A 14086-nucleotide genomic window follows, 5' to 3' on the forward strand; every position below is an offset into this window, starting at 1 on the left:
GACTGTGCGGCTCCAGCCGTGTGGTGCCTCGGTCAGTTCGACGAGGACGGCTGGGACGGCTCGGCGGCAGGTGCCTGCGGGGCCTGCTGGGACTGCCCCTGGGGGAGCTCTCCGGGCTGAGCCTGCTCCGAGGTGTCGTCCCGCAACTCCTGGCGGAAGACCCGCAGCGACTGCCCGAGGCCCTTGGCCGTCTGGGGCAACCTGGTCGCTCCGAACAACAGGACGAGTACGACACCGATGATCAACAGTTCCGGTGCGCCGAGGCTGCCCATGATCCACTCCTTAGCTTGAAACCCCGTCGAGCATAGGTGGCCGGGCACGCCCGACAGCCAAGTGGCGGCCTGGCTTTGCCGACGCTTGACGACGTCCGGACATTGGCTGTCCGAACTGCACCCACTTGCCCACATCTGGCCGCCGCTCGCACGTCGGTCAGGGCAGACCCTAGACGTGGTTCCTGAGAGCCTCGCCTGAGGAGTCCTCCGTGGATGAGCCGGCGCACGCCGCGGTGGCCGCGGCGCGCGAGCTGAGCTGCCCCGTGGCCACCAGTCGGGCGAGGACGTGCTGTTGGCGGGCGCAGGCGCGTGCGGGATGGCGAATCGGGTCGTACGCCGACGGCGCCTGCAGCAGCCCGGCGAGCAGCGCGGCCTGCCCCCAGGTCAACTGCGACGGCGCCCGCCCGAAGTAGCCCTCGCTGGCCGCGTCCAGCCCCCAGTAGCCGTGCCCGAAGTACACCACCGACGCGTACATCCGCAGGATCTGTGGCTTGTCGAAGTGGCTGTAGAGCTTGACGGCCAGCACCGCCTGTTCGGCCTTTCGCCGGGCCCCTGCGGAGCTTCCCCCGCCGTACAACTGCTTGGCGAGCTGCTGTTCCAGGGTCGCGCCGCCGACGTCGCCGCTGCCACTCACGGCGGACGCGAACACCCGGGCGACGGAGACGGGATCGATCCCGACATCGGAGTAGAACCGGGAGTTCTCCGTGGCGAGCAGAGCCGCGGCGAAGCGTGGCGGCACGGCGGAGGACGTGCCACGGGCGTGGTGGGACCGGGCGAGGTCGGCCGCGCGCTGATCGGCGTCGCCGACGTCGGGCACGACCGTCAGGGCGACCGCGAAGATCGCCACCAGCATCGCGAGGGACAGCACCACCACACCGCCCAGCCGACGCGGCCAGCGCCGGCGTCTACGTACGTCCACAGCAAAGACCCTAGGCGCCCAATCTGAAGGTGACAGCCGGTCGCGGTGTTGCTCAATCGCCCGGCATGGGCTCAGGCGGGACGTCTCGGCCGGACTCGTACGCCGAAATCGCCGCCGGCGCCGGCTGAGACGCCGGGACAGAGGCGTACGACAGTGGCGCCGTCACCTGCCGTAGTACTCCGCGACGGCGGCGAAGGCGGCCTTGGGCTCCCAGGTCAGGTCCGGGTAGGTCTCGCCGTTGCGGCCTTCCAGAACCTTGACGATTCCGGGACTCACCAGGTCCAGGTCATCGCGAGGGTCACCGTCGGGGCGGTGCGGGAAGCTCTCGAGGGCGAAGAGGAAGACGAAGGTGGCGTCGACGCCCGCGCCGTCGAAGATCTCCAGCAACTCGTGCAGATACCTGGCCTGGCCCGCCTCGTCGCGGGTGTACTCGCCGTTCAGCCGAAGCAGGGCGCCGGTGTGCCGGTCGTACTCGCCGATCTCCATGAAGCGGGCGCCCAGGTCGCCCGCGCCGAGATAACAGCCGGAGCCGAACTCCGTGATCGCGACCGGTTTTCCCTGCTCCACAAGGGCGCGTACGCCGTCGGCGAACTGGTCGGCCACCTCGGCGGAGCGGTAGAGGTCCACACCCACGATGTCGAAGGGTGCCCAGTCGACACGTTCGAGCGGGATGGCCGCGTAGGTGATCTGTCCGCCGAAGTGTTCGCGGACGATCTTCGCGGCCTGGCGTAGGAAGTCGTTGACCTTGGTGCTGAGGGCGGCGATTCGTTCGGGCATGCGAGCCCGGTCACCCAGCAGCCGGTCGAGGCGGTCCTCCACACTGTCGCCGGGCAGAAGCCCCGGGTTCATCAGGCTCAGTTCGGCCCCGGCCACGAACACGACCTCGGCCCCTCGCCGGCGGATCCGTTCGGCGCGCTCGGCACAGTCGGCGAAGAGCGCCAGCATCTGGTCGGCGGCGAGTTCGAGCGGGTAGGGCGAGAACCACACCTCCAGACCGAGGTCGGCCGCGTACGTCGCCGCCAGGTCCAGCCGCTCCGGATCTCCTCCGATGAGGCGCACGGCGGAGCAGCGCAGGTCGTCACGGATGATGCGGAGCTCTCGCCTGACGACCTCGGGATCGAAGTTCTTCCGGGAACTGTCGCCGTGCCGTACGAAGCCGGTGTCGTAGCTGATTCCTCTTGCCCGCATGGAAAGTAGTCCCTTCATCGTGTCCGTCCGGCGGTGAGCCGCACGTGCTCCTGTCGAGCAGGGCGAGTCCGCTGTGACCCGAGGTCGAGACTAGCCAAAAACTGCGTGCACGCAAGTTTGCGCGTACGCACATCAGGTATGCGATGCTTGGGAACCGTGACGGCACGACAGGCGGGCCTGCGCGAGCAGAAGAAGCAGGCGACCCGGGAGGCCCTGCGAGCCGCGGCGCTGCGGTTGGCGCGTGAGCGCGGGCCGGACAACGTCCGCGTGGACGACATAGCCGAGGCCGCCGGCGTCTCGCCCAGGACCTACAACAACTACTTCTCCAGCCGTGAGCAGGCGATCGTCGCCGCCGTCACCGCCGAACGAGAGACCCGGGTCGCCGCGGCCGTGGCGGACCGGCTGGTCCACGCGGCGCTCGCCGACGCGGTGGTCGAGGCAGTCGTCGAGCAGTACACCGCCCCGGACGACCAGGCGCGCGAGGCACTCCTGTTGATCATCGGCAACCCCGGCCTGCGCAATGCTTTCGTGGGATCCGCTGCGGCGATCGAGAATCCGCTCGCCGCCATGCTCGCCGAGCGACTGGAGGGCACCGACGACCTCGCCGCCCAGGTGCTTGCCGCAGGCGTCTCCGCCGCCGTTCGCGTCGCGCTGCGACGCTGGTTGCGCGGGGCTACCGAGTCCGGCTCGGTCGGCGGACTCGTCGTGCCGTCGGGTTCGCTGCCCGACCTGCTCCGCGCCGCGCTCGCGCCCCTCGCGCCCGCACTCGACGCCGCCGGGAAGCGAGCACGCGGGCCCCGCCGTCGGTGACCAGCGCGGGGCAGCGAAAAAGGTTGGCGGCCGCGGAGGTGCTGAGTACCGTCGCGCAATGGACAAGATCCTCGCCTACACCAGGTCGAACCAGCGCAGCTGGGACGAGATCGCACCGGCCCGGCCGACTCAGTCCGCCGCGTTCTTTCTCGACGGTGGCACCACCCTGGAGGAGTTCGAGCCCGGGCTGCTGCCCGACGTCACCGGCAAGCGGATGTTGCACCTCGCGTGTGCCAACGGCAACGACTCCGTTTCCTGGGCCTTCCTCGGTGCTTCGGTGACCGGCGTCGACCACAGCCACGTAGGGATCGAAGCCGCGAGGGCCCTCGCTCGGGAGACCGGAGCGGACGCGCGGTTCGTCGTCGCCGACATGTACGAGCTCCCGCCGGAACTGCGGAACTTCGACGTCGTCTACGCGAGCTGGGGAGTCGTGTGCTGGCTGCCCGACCTCGACCGGTGGGCGGCAACGGTGAGGGAGCGCCTGCGTCCGGGCGGCACCTTCCTGCTGTGCGAGCACCATCCCGTGTGGGAGGTGCTCGGAGTCCGGACGGGGGGAGTGGAGGTGACCGTCGACTACTTCGGTCGCGGCAGCCCGACCCGGCAGACGTACGACCAGGCCAAGCGTCCGGCCGGGTCGACGCCGGAGACCTCGTTCGACGCGTTCGTGTGGCCGGTCAGTGACGTGGTCATGAGCCTGGCGCGGGCCGGCCTGCACGTCGAGGAGTTCTTCGAGGCGCCGGTCGCGGAGATGTACGAAGGCCTGGGTGACGCGGCGACCCGCGTACCCGCCATCTACGTGGTCAAGGCGCGGAGACCCCAGCCTCCCGGACCTGGGCCACGCGACGGCAGGACTGATCTCGGACTCGCGATCTCCTAGGGTGGGATGCGGAACGAGACAGTCGACCCCGAGGTTTTCGCCTGACCATGGACAACGCAACGACACCGTACGTTCTGACAAGCCTGACCGGCCAGGCCGGCATCGTGCAGGACTGGCTGCACGACAACGCCTCCGCGCTGGTGGGTGTCCCGCTGCGGATCCTGCTCATCATCCTGGTGGCCGCGCTGTTGCGCGCAGTCGCCAAACGCGCCATCACCAGGGTGGTCGAGCGGTTCATCGAGTCGCCGGAGGAGTCGGCACAGGAGGACGCGGGATCGCGCTCGCGCGGCTCCGGAGTGTTGTGGCGCGACCTCCACCGGGCCTCCGAACGCCGCCGCCAGCGAGCCAGGACGATCGGCTCGGTGCTGAGCAACATCGCCGCCATCGTGATCGTGGTGACGGCGATGGCGATGGTCCTGGACCAGCTCGGCATCGCGCTCGGGCCGCTGCTCGCGAGTGCGGGCGTCGTCGGGCTGGCCATCGGCTTCGGCGCGCAGAGCCTGGTGGCCGACTACCTGTCCGGCATGCTCATCATGGTCGAGGACCAGTACGGCGTCGGCGACATGGTCGACCTCGGCGAGGCGGTCGGCGAGGTCGAGGAGGTCGGGCTGCGGCTGACCCGGGTCCGAGACCTGCACGGCGGGCTGTGGCACGTACGCAACGGCGAGATCCTGCGGGTGAAGAACGACAGCCAGGGCTGGGCCCGCGCAGTGCTCGACGTCACCGTGGCCCGGGACGCGGACCTCGACCAGGTACGCCGGCTCCTGCAGGAGACCGGCCGGAGGATGCGCGCGGAGCCGGCGTACCGGAGGATTCTCCTCGAGGACCCCTCGGTGTGGGGCGTGCAGTCCGTCGGCGCCGACGGTGTCGACGTCCGCGTCGCGGTCAAGACGGTCCCGCTGCAGCAGTGGGCGGTCTCCCGCGAGCTCCGCGAGCGGATCAAGAAGGCACTCGACGCCGCCGGGATCGACATTCCGTTCCCCCAGCGGACCATCTGGATCCGCAACGAGGACGACGGCAGTGGCCTCGGCCGCGACGCCGGCTCGCCGGCGCGGACCGTCTCGCGCGGCAACTGAGAGTGTGCGGGCTGTCCTGGGGCGCGTGTTCGGGAGACGCGCCCCAGGTCAGCCGTCGGGCGTCTCGCCGGTGTAGATGACCTCGCGGGCGACGTCGCGGAGCTTGACGTTGCGCTGCTGGGAGGCCTGCCGGAGCAGGGTGAAGGCGGCGTCGCTGGTGACGTGGTGCCGCTCCATCAGGATGCCCAGGGCCTCACCGATCGTCGCCCGGGTCTCCAGCGCCTCCCGGAGGTGGTCGGCCTGGCGGGTGGCCGCGATGGCGACGCCCGCGTGGGACGCGAAGATCCGGCCGATCACCTCCGAACGGTCGGTGAACGCGTGGGCCCGGTCGGCGTAGAGGTTGAGCGCGCCGAAGGTGTCGTCGCGCGCGAAGAGGCGGAAGGACAGCATGGCGGCCACGCCGAGGCGCAGCGCCTCGGGGCCGAACCTCGGCCACCGCTCGTCGTTGGCCAGGTCGTTGGCCAGTTGGACCTCTCCGCTGCGTACGGACGCGACACAGGGCCCCTCGTCCAGGCGGTACTGCGCTTCGTCCACGGCGTAGATGTAGTCGGCGGTCGCGACCGGAGTGTCGACCCGGCCACGAGCGTGACGCATGGTGATGCCGGCGGCCGTCGCTCCGGGCACGCAGTCGACGGCGGCCTTGACGACGAGGGCGAGAGTGGACTCCTCGGAGTCCTCCGCCCACAGGTTCTGGGCGAGCTCTGCGAACGTGCGCGCGAGGCGCTCGCCTTCGGAGGCCTGGGTCAAGCTCATCGCCGCCTTCGGGTCCGGGTGCGCCCGCCCGTCGGAGGGCGCACGCAAAGGTGTCGACCAGGCGATTATCCGGCCTGACCCGCCCACGGGACAGGGGGGTCAGGCCGGCGACTTCAGACGTCCGGCTTCGGACGTACCTCGTTGATCTTTTTTGTCCGGGCAACGATTGGCGGTCGCCGTCCTGGGTATGGCCGACTTGGTTGGACAGCTAGCCGCGCACATTCCCCGCAATGTCGATCCAGGTGAGGCTAGCTGTGAACGATCACCTCGTACCCCCTCCCCGCGCCGATTCCCTCGGCCGTTCCCCCCTTCGTTCCACCACTCCTGCCGGCGACGGCCGCCGGCAGTTTCCGCCTCTTCCGGCCCCCGTCTCGCCCAGCCCGCTGGTGGCGGGTCCCCAGCCGGTGAGCAGCCCGGCACTGGACGTGACCTGGAGCGCGGACAGCCACGGGCACACCGTGGTGAGCGTCACCGGTGATGTCACGGTCGGTAACGCCTTGCAGTTCAAGCGCCAGCTGCAGTGGCTGCTGCTGGCACAGCCACCGGTACTCCTGCTGAGACTCAACAACGCACGCTTCGTCGGCGCGCTCGGTGTCGAGTGCCTGGCCGCGGCCTACAGGCGGGCCAACCTGCTGGGTGTCGACATGCGGGTGGCCGCCCCGGCGAGCGGCGCCGGCCGAGTGCTCCACCTCACCGATCCCGGCGATGCGCTGCTGTCCTGACCGGCGGTGGCGGTCGCGCTCGGGCTCCGTACTGGTTCCCGGCCGGACACCCGACCTGGCCCCGTCGGTTGTCCGCACATCTTGCGGGCGAGGAGAAAGAGAACATGCCCAAGCGAGGAACAGCCATGCCGGGCGGACGCAGCAACTCCGCGCGCCCGGCGAAGGCGTGGACGCAGTGGCACGAACAGGCAGCCTGCGCGGACCTTTCGAGCCGACTGTTCTACGGCCACGAGTCGGAGAGCCCGGCCGAACGAGCCATCAGGGAGGAGACCGCGCTGGCGGTGTGTGAGACGTGCCCCGTCCTGCGCCCGTGCCGGGCCCACGCGATGAACCTCCCGGAGATGTACGGGGTGTGGGGCGGCACCACCGAAGCCAACCGGAAGGGCGCGAGGCGCTGGTCGCGAGCACAGCGGTACGACGAGTCGCGCCGCGCGTCGTAAAGGACCCAGCCTCGCCGTAGAGCAGATCCGCGTCAGGACGCGCCGGCCACTACACCGCGGGCCGGCGCGTTCTTCTCGTGCACTGGCCCTCGGGAGATCGGCCGATCCTCGGGGGACTCTGCCGGTCCTGTCGAAGTGGTCGGCCGGTGGTTTCGGTAAGCCGGCTCCAATTCACCCCGTTCGAAGGTGGTTGGTATTTGGCCGCATGGGTAACGACCTTGTAGCCAAGATCAACCCTCGGACGTCGCGGTCAGCCGTACTCGTCCAGGCGGTCCTCACCGGCTCGACGAAGGATCGATGCGCATGCTCGACGACCTGCGAACTCCCGCCGATCTGCGGACGCTCGACATCGACCAGCCGGAGAGGCTGGCCCACCAGATCCGCGAGTTCCTGGTGGGGTCGGTGTGCCGGACCGGGGGCCACCTCGGATCCAACGTCGGCGTGGTCGAGTTGACGCTCGCCCTGCACCGGGTCTTCGAGCAGGCCGTCACCTCCGCCGCGGGGCCGGCCGTGGGCGGCTTCCACCCGGTCGTGAGCCTGTACGCGACGTTCGCCAACCGCGCCTTCGACCAGGTGCTGCTGGACGTCGGCCTGCACGGCTTGCCGGTCACCTTCGTCCTGGACCGGGCAGGCATCACCGGTCCTGACGGGCCGAGCCACCACGGGGTGTGGGACATCGCGATGCTGGGCATCGTTCCCGGCATGCGCGTGGCAGCTCCGCGCGACCCGGCGACGCTGCTGGAGGAGCTCGACGAGGCGGTCGCGACCGAGTCCGGGCCGACCGCTCTCCGTTTCCCGAAGGCCACCGCCGGCCCGGAGCTTGCGGCGGTGGAGCGGTGGCAGGGCGTCGACGTTCTTCGTCGGTCGCGCGGCCAGGAGGTGCTGCTGGTGGTTGCCGGGCCGTTGGCGGGCGCGGCGCTCGAGGCGGCCGGTCTGCTGGCGGCGGAGGGAACGGAGTGCACGGTGGTCGACCCTCGCTGGCTGCTTCCCGCCAACCCGGTGTTGACGACGCTGGCCTGTTCGCACCAGGTGGTGGTGACGGTCGAGGACGGCGTGCGCGACGGTGGGTTCGGTCGGCGGCTGGCTGCCGAGGTCGCCGAGGCCGGGGCACGTCCCCGGATGCGTACTCTCGGCGTCCCGTCGTCCTACGTCGTCCACGGCGCGCGGTCTGACCTGCTCGCGCGGTTCGGCCTGGACGCGGAGGGTGTCGCGGCGGCTGTCCGGGACCTGCGTCCGCCCGTGCCCGCGGGTGAGCCGGAGGCACTGCCGGCGACCCGGGCGGACAGCTCGGTCCGCGCCTTCGCCGGGACCCTGAGGTGACGGCGACCAGCGCCAAGGGAGCGGGCGGCGCCAGCGCAGTGGCCGGCGTCGAGGGGGCGGTTGGCGTCGGTGCGTCACCACTGGACAAGGCGGCGGGCGAGAACTTCCCGGTCGCGCTGCGCGTGCTGCCCCCGCGGCTTCGCCGGCACCTGAACGCGCTCTACTGCTACGCCAGGTACGTCGACGATCTCGGCGACGAGGCGCCCGGCGACCGGACCGCCGCGCTCCATGAAGTGGCCGACCAGGTCCGCCGGCTGTACGACGGCGCCGGCGGGGGTGCGGACGTGACCGACCCGGTGGTTGCCGGCCTGCGGCCCATGGTCGCCGAGGTGGGCGTACCGGCCGATCCGTTCCTGCGGCTGGTGGAGGCCAATCTCGTCGACCAGCAGGTGACGAGGTACACCTTCGCGGAGCTGCTGGACTACTGCCGGCTGTCGGCGAACCCGGTGGGAGAGGTCGTACTCCACATCTTCGGCGTCGCGACGCCGGAGCGGATAGAGATGTCCGATCACCTGTGCACCGGACTCCAGTTGGTCGAGCACTGGCAGGACGTCGCCGAGGACCGCCGCAGTGGCCGGGTCTACCTCCCACAGGAGGACCTGCGGCTGTTCGGCGTCAGCGAGGAGGACCTGGACGCACCCCAGGCGGGTGAGGCGGTGCGGGCGTTGCTGGCCTTCGAGACCGGCCGTGCGCTGGCCTACCTCGAGGCAGGCGCCCTGCTGCTGCCGAGCCTGCGCGGGTGGGCCCGGCTCGCCGTGTCCGGCTACCTCGCCGGCGGTCGCGCCGCGGCGGCCGCCATCGCCCGGGCCGGACACGACACGTTGTCGGGGACGCCCAGGGCCGGTTCCCGGCAGGTCGCGGCAGCCTGGCTGCGAGCGAGCCTGCGGAGCCCGGGATGAACGACATCTCGAACGCCTACGACATCTGCGAGGAGATCACCCGCCGGGAGGCCCGGAACTTCTCGTACGGCATCAGGCTGCTCCCGCCGCCGAAGCGGCGGGCACTCAGCGCGGTGTACGCCACGGCCCGGCGGATCGACGACATCGGCGACGGCGACCTGCCCGCCGAGGAGAAGCTGCGGCGTCTGGCCGAGACCCGCAAGGCCATCTCCCACCTCGGCGCGGACGAGGCGACCCGGACCGACCCGGTGCTACTCGCCCTCGCCGACGCGGCGGCCCGCTTCCCGATACCGCTGGACGCCTTCGACGAACTCGTGGCCGGCTGCGAGGCGGACAGCCGCGGCGCGCAGTACGACACCTTCGACGACCTCGTCGGCTACTGCCAGTGCGTCGCGGGCTCGGTCGGCCGGCTGTCGACCGGCGTCTACGCGCCCGCTGCCTTGGCCCACGCCATGCCGCTCGCCGACACGCTGGGCATCGCGCTGCAGATCACCAACATCCTGCGTGACCTGCGCGAGGACCGCCAGATCGGCCGGATCTACCTGCCCCGGGAGGACCTGCGGCGCTTCGGCTGTTCACTCGACCTCGACGCGGCCGGTCGGCTGGCCGACCCTCCGGAACGCCTCGCCGCCCTGGTGCGGTTCGAGGCCGACCGGGCCGAGATCTGGTACCGACGTGGGCTGACCCTGCTGCCGCTGCTCGACCGGCGGGCGGCTGCGTGCACCGCCGCGATGGCCGGTATCTACCGCAGGCTGCTGCGCCAGATCGCCCGCGACCCCGAGGCCGTGCGCGCGGCCCGGCTGTCGCTGGGCACCAGGCAGAAGCTCGCCGTCGCCGTGCGCGCACTCGTCCGGAGGTCGGCATGAAGTGGGTCTTCGACCGCACCGACGCGGCCGGCGGCGACGGACAGTACCTCGTCGTGTCGCTGTCGGCGGCCGACGACGAGCTGAACCAGCCCGCCGCACAACTGCTGGCGGTCCAGTTGGCGGCGCTCGCCGACCTGTTCCCGGCAGCCCGCGGGGCCTGGGTGGTGGACGCGTTCGTCACCCGCGAACCCCACGCCACCTTCCGCCAGCGGGCGGGTACGGCGGCACTGCGCCCGGCGGCGTCGACCCGTTGGCCCGGCCTGGCGCTGGCCGGTGCCTGGACCCGTACGGGCTGGCCGGACACCTTGGAAGGCGCCGTCCGCAGCGGAGCGGCCGCGGCCGACCACCTGGGCGTCCCGAGGTCCCGGGCGAGGTCCCAGGCGGGATCGCCGGTGAGGTCTCAGGCGATGGAGGGGACATGAACCACGATCAGGCAACCCTGGAACAGCCCTTCGACCGTGAGCCGCCGCAGCGTCCGCGGTCGACGCCGGCACCGGTCACCGTGTCCGTGCTCGAGGAGGCCAGGCGGCTCACCGAACCCGTGATCCGAGCGGGACTGGACCGGCTGGACCCGGACACCCGGCACGCGTGCGGCTACCACCTCGGCTACTGGGACGCCGACGGCAGCCCGCTCGACGCCGGCGGCAAGGGGGTGCGGCCGGCGCTGGCGGTGCTGTCCGCGAGGGCGGCGGGCGTGAGAGGTGGCGCCCCCCGGGCCGGGGTCGTGGCCGCGGCGGCGTGTGAGCTCGTACACAACTTCTCACTCCTGCACGACGACCTGATGGACGGCGACACCGAGCGGCGCCACCGTAAGACCGTCTGGGCACGGTTCGGACCGGCCTCGGCGATCCTGGCCGGCGACGCCATGCTCGCGCTCGCGAACGAGCTGCTGGCCGAGGCCGGCTCACCCACCACGGCGGCAGCGCTCGGCCACCTCAACCTGACCACCCGGCGGCTGGTGAAGGGACAGGCGGCCGACCTCGCGTTCGAGAAGCGGGCCCGCGTCACGCTGTCCGAGTGCCTGCAGATGGCCGAGGACAAGACCGGTGCGCTGCTCGCGTGTTCGGCGTCCCTGGGCGCGATGCTCGTCGGTGCGCCCGCGCGAACCACGGCGGCGCTGGCCGACTACGGGGCTCACCTCGGTCTCGCCTTCCAGCTGATCGACGACCTCCTCGGCATCTGGGGGACTCCGGCGCGGACCGGCAAGCCGGTCTGGTCCGACCTGCGGGCGCGGAAGAAGTCCCTGCCTGTCGTCGTCGCGCTCGCCTCGGACCGCCCGGCGGGCGGTCAGTTGCGCCGGATGTACGCCGAGGGGGCGCTGCAGGACGAGGCCGCACTGGCGGAGATGGCGAACCTCGTCGATCGCGCGGGTGGCCGGGCCTGGACCGAAGCACGCGCCGAACGCGAATCCGCGGCAGCGGTCGCCGCGCTCGCCGGTCTGGACGGGCCGGCCTCGGTGCGCGCCGAGTTGGCCGCCCTCGCCGAACTTCTGTGCAGGAGGACCTACTGACGTGACCGTGCACCAAGCCCGACCCGGCGAGACGGCGGCACCGCCGGCGTCATCGACGCCACCTGTCCGCTGGTGAGCAAGGTGCACAGCGAGGTGCGCCGCTGCGGAGACCAGGGCGACAGCGTGGTGTTCATCGGGCACGCGGGGCACGAGGAGAGGAGCCCGGACCGTCGGCGTCACCGCCGGAGCGTCCGCGCCGGAGGCACTCGCCGACGGGGTCGTGGACGCACTCCGCGGCCTCGGCGCGGTCGACGTACAGGAACGCAGGATCACCATGGAGAACGTCCATTTCGCCACACCGAAGGAGGTGCGCTCCGCGTGAGCATGCCGTTGCGCCAGTCCCTGAAGGTCGGAAGCTATCTCGTTCGGCAACACCTGAAGCGACGTGACAAGTTTCCGTTGCTGGTCGAGCTGGAGCCCCTCTTCGCGTGCAACCTGCAGTGTGCGGGGTGCGGCAAGATCCAGCACCCCGCCGACGAGCTGCGACGGCGCATGCCGGTGGAGCAGGCGCTTGCCGCCATGGAGGAGTGCGGCGCTCCGATGGTCTCGATCGCCGGTGGCGAGCCCCTCATGCACCCCGAGATCGACAGGCTGGTCGACGAGCTCGTGAAGCGGAGGAAGTACGTCTTCCTGTGCACCAACGCGATGCTCGTACGGAAGTGGTGGGATCGTTACCACTTCAGGCCGTCCCAGTACTTCTCGTTCGTCGTCCACGTGGACGGGCTGAAGGAGCGGCACGACGCGTCGGTGTGCAAGGACGGTGTCTTCGACGAGGTGGTGGAGGCGATCAGGTTCCTGAAGGACAAGGGGTTTCGGGTCAACACCAACTCCACGTTCTTCAGCAACGACACGTCGCAGAACATCATCGACGTGCTGGACTTCCTCAACGACGAGGTCAAGGTCGACAACATGCAGATCTCGCCCGCCTACGCCTACGAGAAGGCCCCCGACCAGGAGCACTTCCCGGGCGTGACGGAGACCCGCGAGCTGTTCTCCAAGGCGTTCGCGGGCGGCAACCGGAAGCGGTGGCGGCTCAACCACTCGCCGCTGTTCCTGGACTTCCTGGAGGGCAAGGCCGACTTCGGCTGCACCGCCTGGGGAATCCCGAGCTACTCGCTGTTCGGCTGGCAGCGTCCTTGCTACCTCATGTCCGACGGGTACGCCGCGACGTACCAGGAACTCGTCGAGACCACCGACTGGGAGGCGTACGGCCGCGGTCGCGACGACCGCTGCGCCAACTGCATGGCCCACTGTGGGTACGAACCGAGCGCGGTCCTCGCCACGATGGGCTCACTGCGCGAGTCCATCCGCGCCGTCGCCGGCGGCTGACCCCGCGGAACGCACTCCGCCAGACGGTGGTCCACCTCACCCGCCTGCTCCATCGTGAACCGTTCCAGAAGGTGACGGCCATCCAGCAGCCGGGTCACCGCCTCTGCCGGGTTGGAAACCCGCTGTCGCCGCAGGCCCCTGACGAATAGGCTCGCGCCCATGACCGACGGCGACTGGAGGGATGGCGGGTTCAGGCAGCGTCGGCCCTCCGTGGAGACTCTCGCCTGGGTTGCGGCGTCGATGGGTCGGGGCAGTCGCGTCGTTGGCTGTCGCCGCTTGACCGGTGGCGCCTGCTCCGCCGTGAATCGGCTGACTGTCGAGCGACGTGGAACGCGAACGTTCGTCGTTCTGCGGCAGTACCCGGGCGGGCTTGGCCTGCAGGGGAGCCTGGAGAAGGAGATCGCCAACCTTGGTGTGGTGGCGGGAAGCGGGCTCCCGGTTCCGAGCATCCTGGCTACTGACGTTGCTGGTGCTTCGACGGGGGCGCGCCATCGTTGCTGATGACACGGTTGCCGGGGCATGTTCACCTCAGTCCGGCGGACCCTCGGTCGTGGATGACGAGGATCGCGGAGATTGCTGCACTGCTGCATTCCCTCGATCTCCCCGCGAAGATGTTCAGACCTTGGACGGATTCTTGGATCGCTCCTCTGGACGGGCTTCAGGTGCCGGTCGACGCCCAGAAGCCGGCCGTGTGGAAGGCAGCGTTCGGTGTCATGGCGGCGCCGCCGCCAAAGGACACTGCCGTCTTTCTGCACTGCGATCTCCTGCCTGTCAACATGCTGTGGTCGCGCGGGAGGATTACTGGACTGACCGACTGGAACTCCGTCCATCGGGGGGCGCGCGCGATTGACGTCGGGCACTGTCGGCGATACTTGGCGGCGCTCTACTCGCCCGAGTGGTCGGAGCAGCTTCGGTCGCTCTATGAGTCGATCGCCGGGGTGAGTCTCGATCCGTGGTGGGACCTGTATGCCCTGCTGCACTATGACGACAGCGGGTCGAAGTGGATCCGTGGTCAGGTCGCCGGGCGCCGTCCCGTCGATGTGGCCGGCATGACTTCCCGGGTCGAGGTGGCTGTCGAGACAGCGCTACGGCGCCTCGGATAACT

General features: G+C 70.5%; 16 protein-coding genes and 1 pseudogene. 13 read left to right on the forward strand and 4 right to left on the reverse strand.

Annotated elements, in window-relative coordinates:
• Positions 1-32 precede the first annotated feature (32 nt).
• The 3 genes from BLU27_RS15800 to BLU27_RS15810 form a co-directional block, all read right to left on the reverse strand.
• The gene (locus tag BLU27_RS15800) at positions 33-272 is read right to left on the reverse strand and encodes a Sec-independent protein translocase subunit TatA/TatB (RefSeq protein WP_092654463.1); all 240 of its coding nucleotides are present in this window, start codon (positions 270-272) and stop codon (positions 33-35) included.
• A 169-nt stretch (positions 273-441) separates the two neighbouring features.
• Positions 442-1191 (reverse strand): biosynthetic peptidoglycan transglycosylase, encoded by a 750-nt coding sequence (locus BLU27_RS15805; RefSeq protein WP_157728564.1) that lies wholly within the window; start codon positions 1189-1191, stop codon positions 442-444.
• Between the two features lie 162 nt (positions 1192-1353).
• A complete protein-coding gene (locus tag BLU27_RS15810) occupies positions 1354-2379 on the reverse strand; it encodes a hypothetical protein (protein WP_092654465.1) in 1026 nt (341 codons plus the stop codon).
• 156 nt (positions 2380-2535) lie between these two features.
• On the opposite strand from BLU27_RS15810, the gene BLU27_RS15815 reads away from it, so the two are divergent.
• From BLU27_RS15815 to BLU27_RS15825, 3 genes are read left to right on the forward strand one after another with little or no spacing between them, the layout of a single operon-like run.
• A complete protein-coding gene (locus BLU27_RS15815; protein ID WP_241827452.1) occupies positions 2536-3189 on the forward strand; it encodes a TetR/AcrR family transcriptional regulator in 654 nt (217 codons plus the stop codon).
• Between the two features lie 58 nt (positions 3190-3247).
• Positions 3248-4066, forward strand: coding sequence for a class I SAM-dependent methyltransferase (locus tag BLU27_RS15820; RefSeq protein ID WP_092654467.1), 819 nt, complete (start codon positions 3248-3250; stop codon positions 4064-4066).
• Positions 4067-4113: 47 nt separating this feature from the next.
• The gene (locus BLU27_RS15825) at positions 4114-5142 is read left to right on the forward strand and encodes a mechanosensitive ion channel family protein (protein WP_092654468.1); all 1029 of its coding nucleotides are present in this window, start codon (positions 4114-4116) and stop codon (positions 5140-5142) included.
• Positions 5143-5190: 48 nt separating this feature from the next.
• On the opposite strand, the gene BLU27_RS15830 is transcribed toward BLU27_RS15825, so the two are convergent.
• The gene (locus BLU27_RS15830; protein ID WP_092654469.1) at positions 5191-5895 is read right to left on the reverse strand and encodes a GAF and ANTAR domain-containing protein; all 705 of its coding nucleotides are present in this window, start codon (positions 5893-5895) and stop codon (positions 5191-5193) included.
• Positions 5896-6299: 404 nt separating this feature from the next.
• Between BLU27_RS15830 and BLU27_RS15835 the strand changes: the two genes are divergently transcribed.
• The 10 genes and pseudogenes from BLU27_RS15835 (at position 6300) to BLU27_RS15880 (ending at position 14084) form a co-directional block, all read left to right on the forward strand.
• The gene (locus BLU27_RS15835; protein ID WP_092654470.1) at positions 6300-6617 is read left to right on the forward strand and encodes an STAS domain-containing protein; all 318 of its coding nucleotides are present in this window, start codon (positions 6300-6302) and stop codon (positions 6615-6617) included.
• A 104-nt stretch (positions 6618-6721) separates the two neighbouring features.
• Positions 6722-7057, forward strand: coding sequence for a WhiB family transcriptional regulator (locus BLU27_RS15840; protein WP_241827453.1), 336 nt, complete (start codon positions 6722-6724; stop codon positions 7055-7057).
• A 303-nt stretch (positions 7058-7360) separates the two neighbouring features.
• Entirely contained in the window at positions 7361-8377 is a 1017-nt protein-coding gene (locus BLU27_RS15845; RefSeq protein WP_157728565.1) for a transketolase C-terminal domain-containing protein, read from the forward strand.
• The gene (hpnC, locus tag BLU27_RS15850) at positions 8374-9276 is read left to right on the forward strand and encodes a squalene synthase HpnC (RefSeq protein WP_241827454.1); all 903 of its coding nucleotides are present in this window, start codon (positions 8374-8376) and stop codon (positions 9274-9276) included. The genes BLU27_RS15845 and hpnC overlap by 4 nt, the downstream gene beginning before the upstream one ends.
• A complete protein-coding gene (locus BLU27_RS15855) occupies positions 9273-10142 on the forward strand; it encodes a squalene/phytoene synthase family protein (protein WP_092654473.1) in 870 nt (289 codons plus the stop codon). The genes hpnC and BLU27_RS15855 overlap by 4 nt, the downstream gene beginning before the upstream one ends.
• Entirely contained in the window at positions 10139-10564 is a 426-nt protein-coding gene (locus BLU27_RS15860) for an FAD-dependent oxidoreductase (RefSeq protein WP_092654474.1), read from the forward strand. The genes BLU27_RS15855 and BLU27_RS15860 overlap by 4 nt, the downstream gene beginning before the upstream one ends.
• A complete protein-coding gene (locus BLU27_RS15865; protein ID WP_092654475.1) occupies positions 10561-11652 on the forward strand; it encodes a polyprenyl synthetase family protein in 1092 nt (363 codons plus the stop codon). Before BLU27_RS15860 ends, BLU27_RS15865 begins: the two co-directional genes overlap by 4 nt.
• A gap of 51 nt (positions 11653-11703) precedes the next feature.
• Positions 11704-11808 (forward strand): annotated as a pseudogene (locus tag BLU27_RS31255) (4-hydroxy-3-methylbut-2-enyl diphosphate reductase); the annotation flags it as partial.
• A 168-nt stretch (positions 11809-11976) separates the two neighbouring features.
• Positions 11977-12981, forward strand: a complete 1005-nt coding sequence (hpnH, locus tag BLU27_RS15875) for an adenosyl-hopene transferase HpnH (RefSeq protein ID WP_241828019.1) — start codon at positions 11977-11979, stop codon at positions 12979-12981.
• Between the two features lie 494 nt (positions 12982-13475).
• Positions 13476-14084: an aminoglycoside phosphotransferase family protein gene (locus BLU27_RS15880; protein WP_157728566.1), complete on the forward strand. Its 609-nt coding sequence runs from the start codon at positions 13476-13478 to the stop codon at positions 14082-14084.
• Positions 14085-14086 lie beyond the last annotated feature (2 nt).

The sequence above is a fragment of the Actinopolymorpha singaporensis genome (genome assembly GCF_900104745.1).
Taxonomy (GTDB): Bacteria; Actinomycetota; Actinomycetes; order Propionibacteriales; family Actinopolymorphaceae; genus Actinopolymorpha; species Actinopolymorpha singaporensis.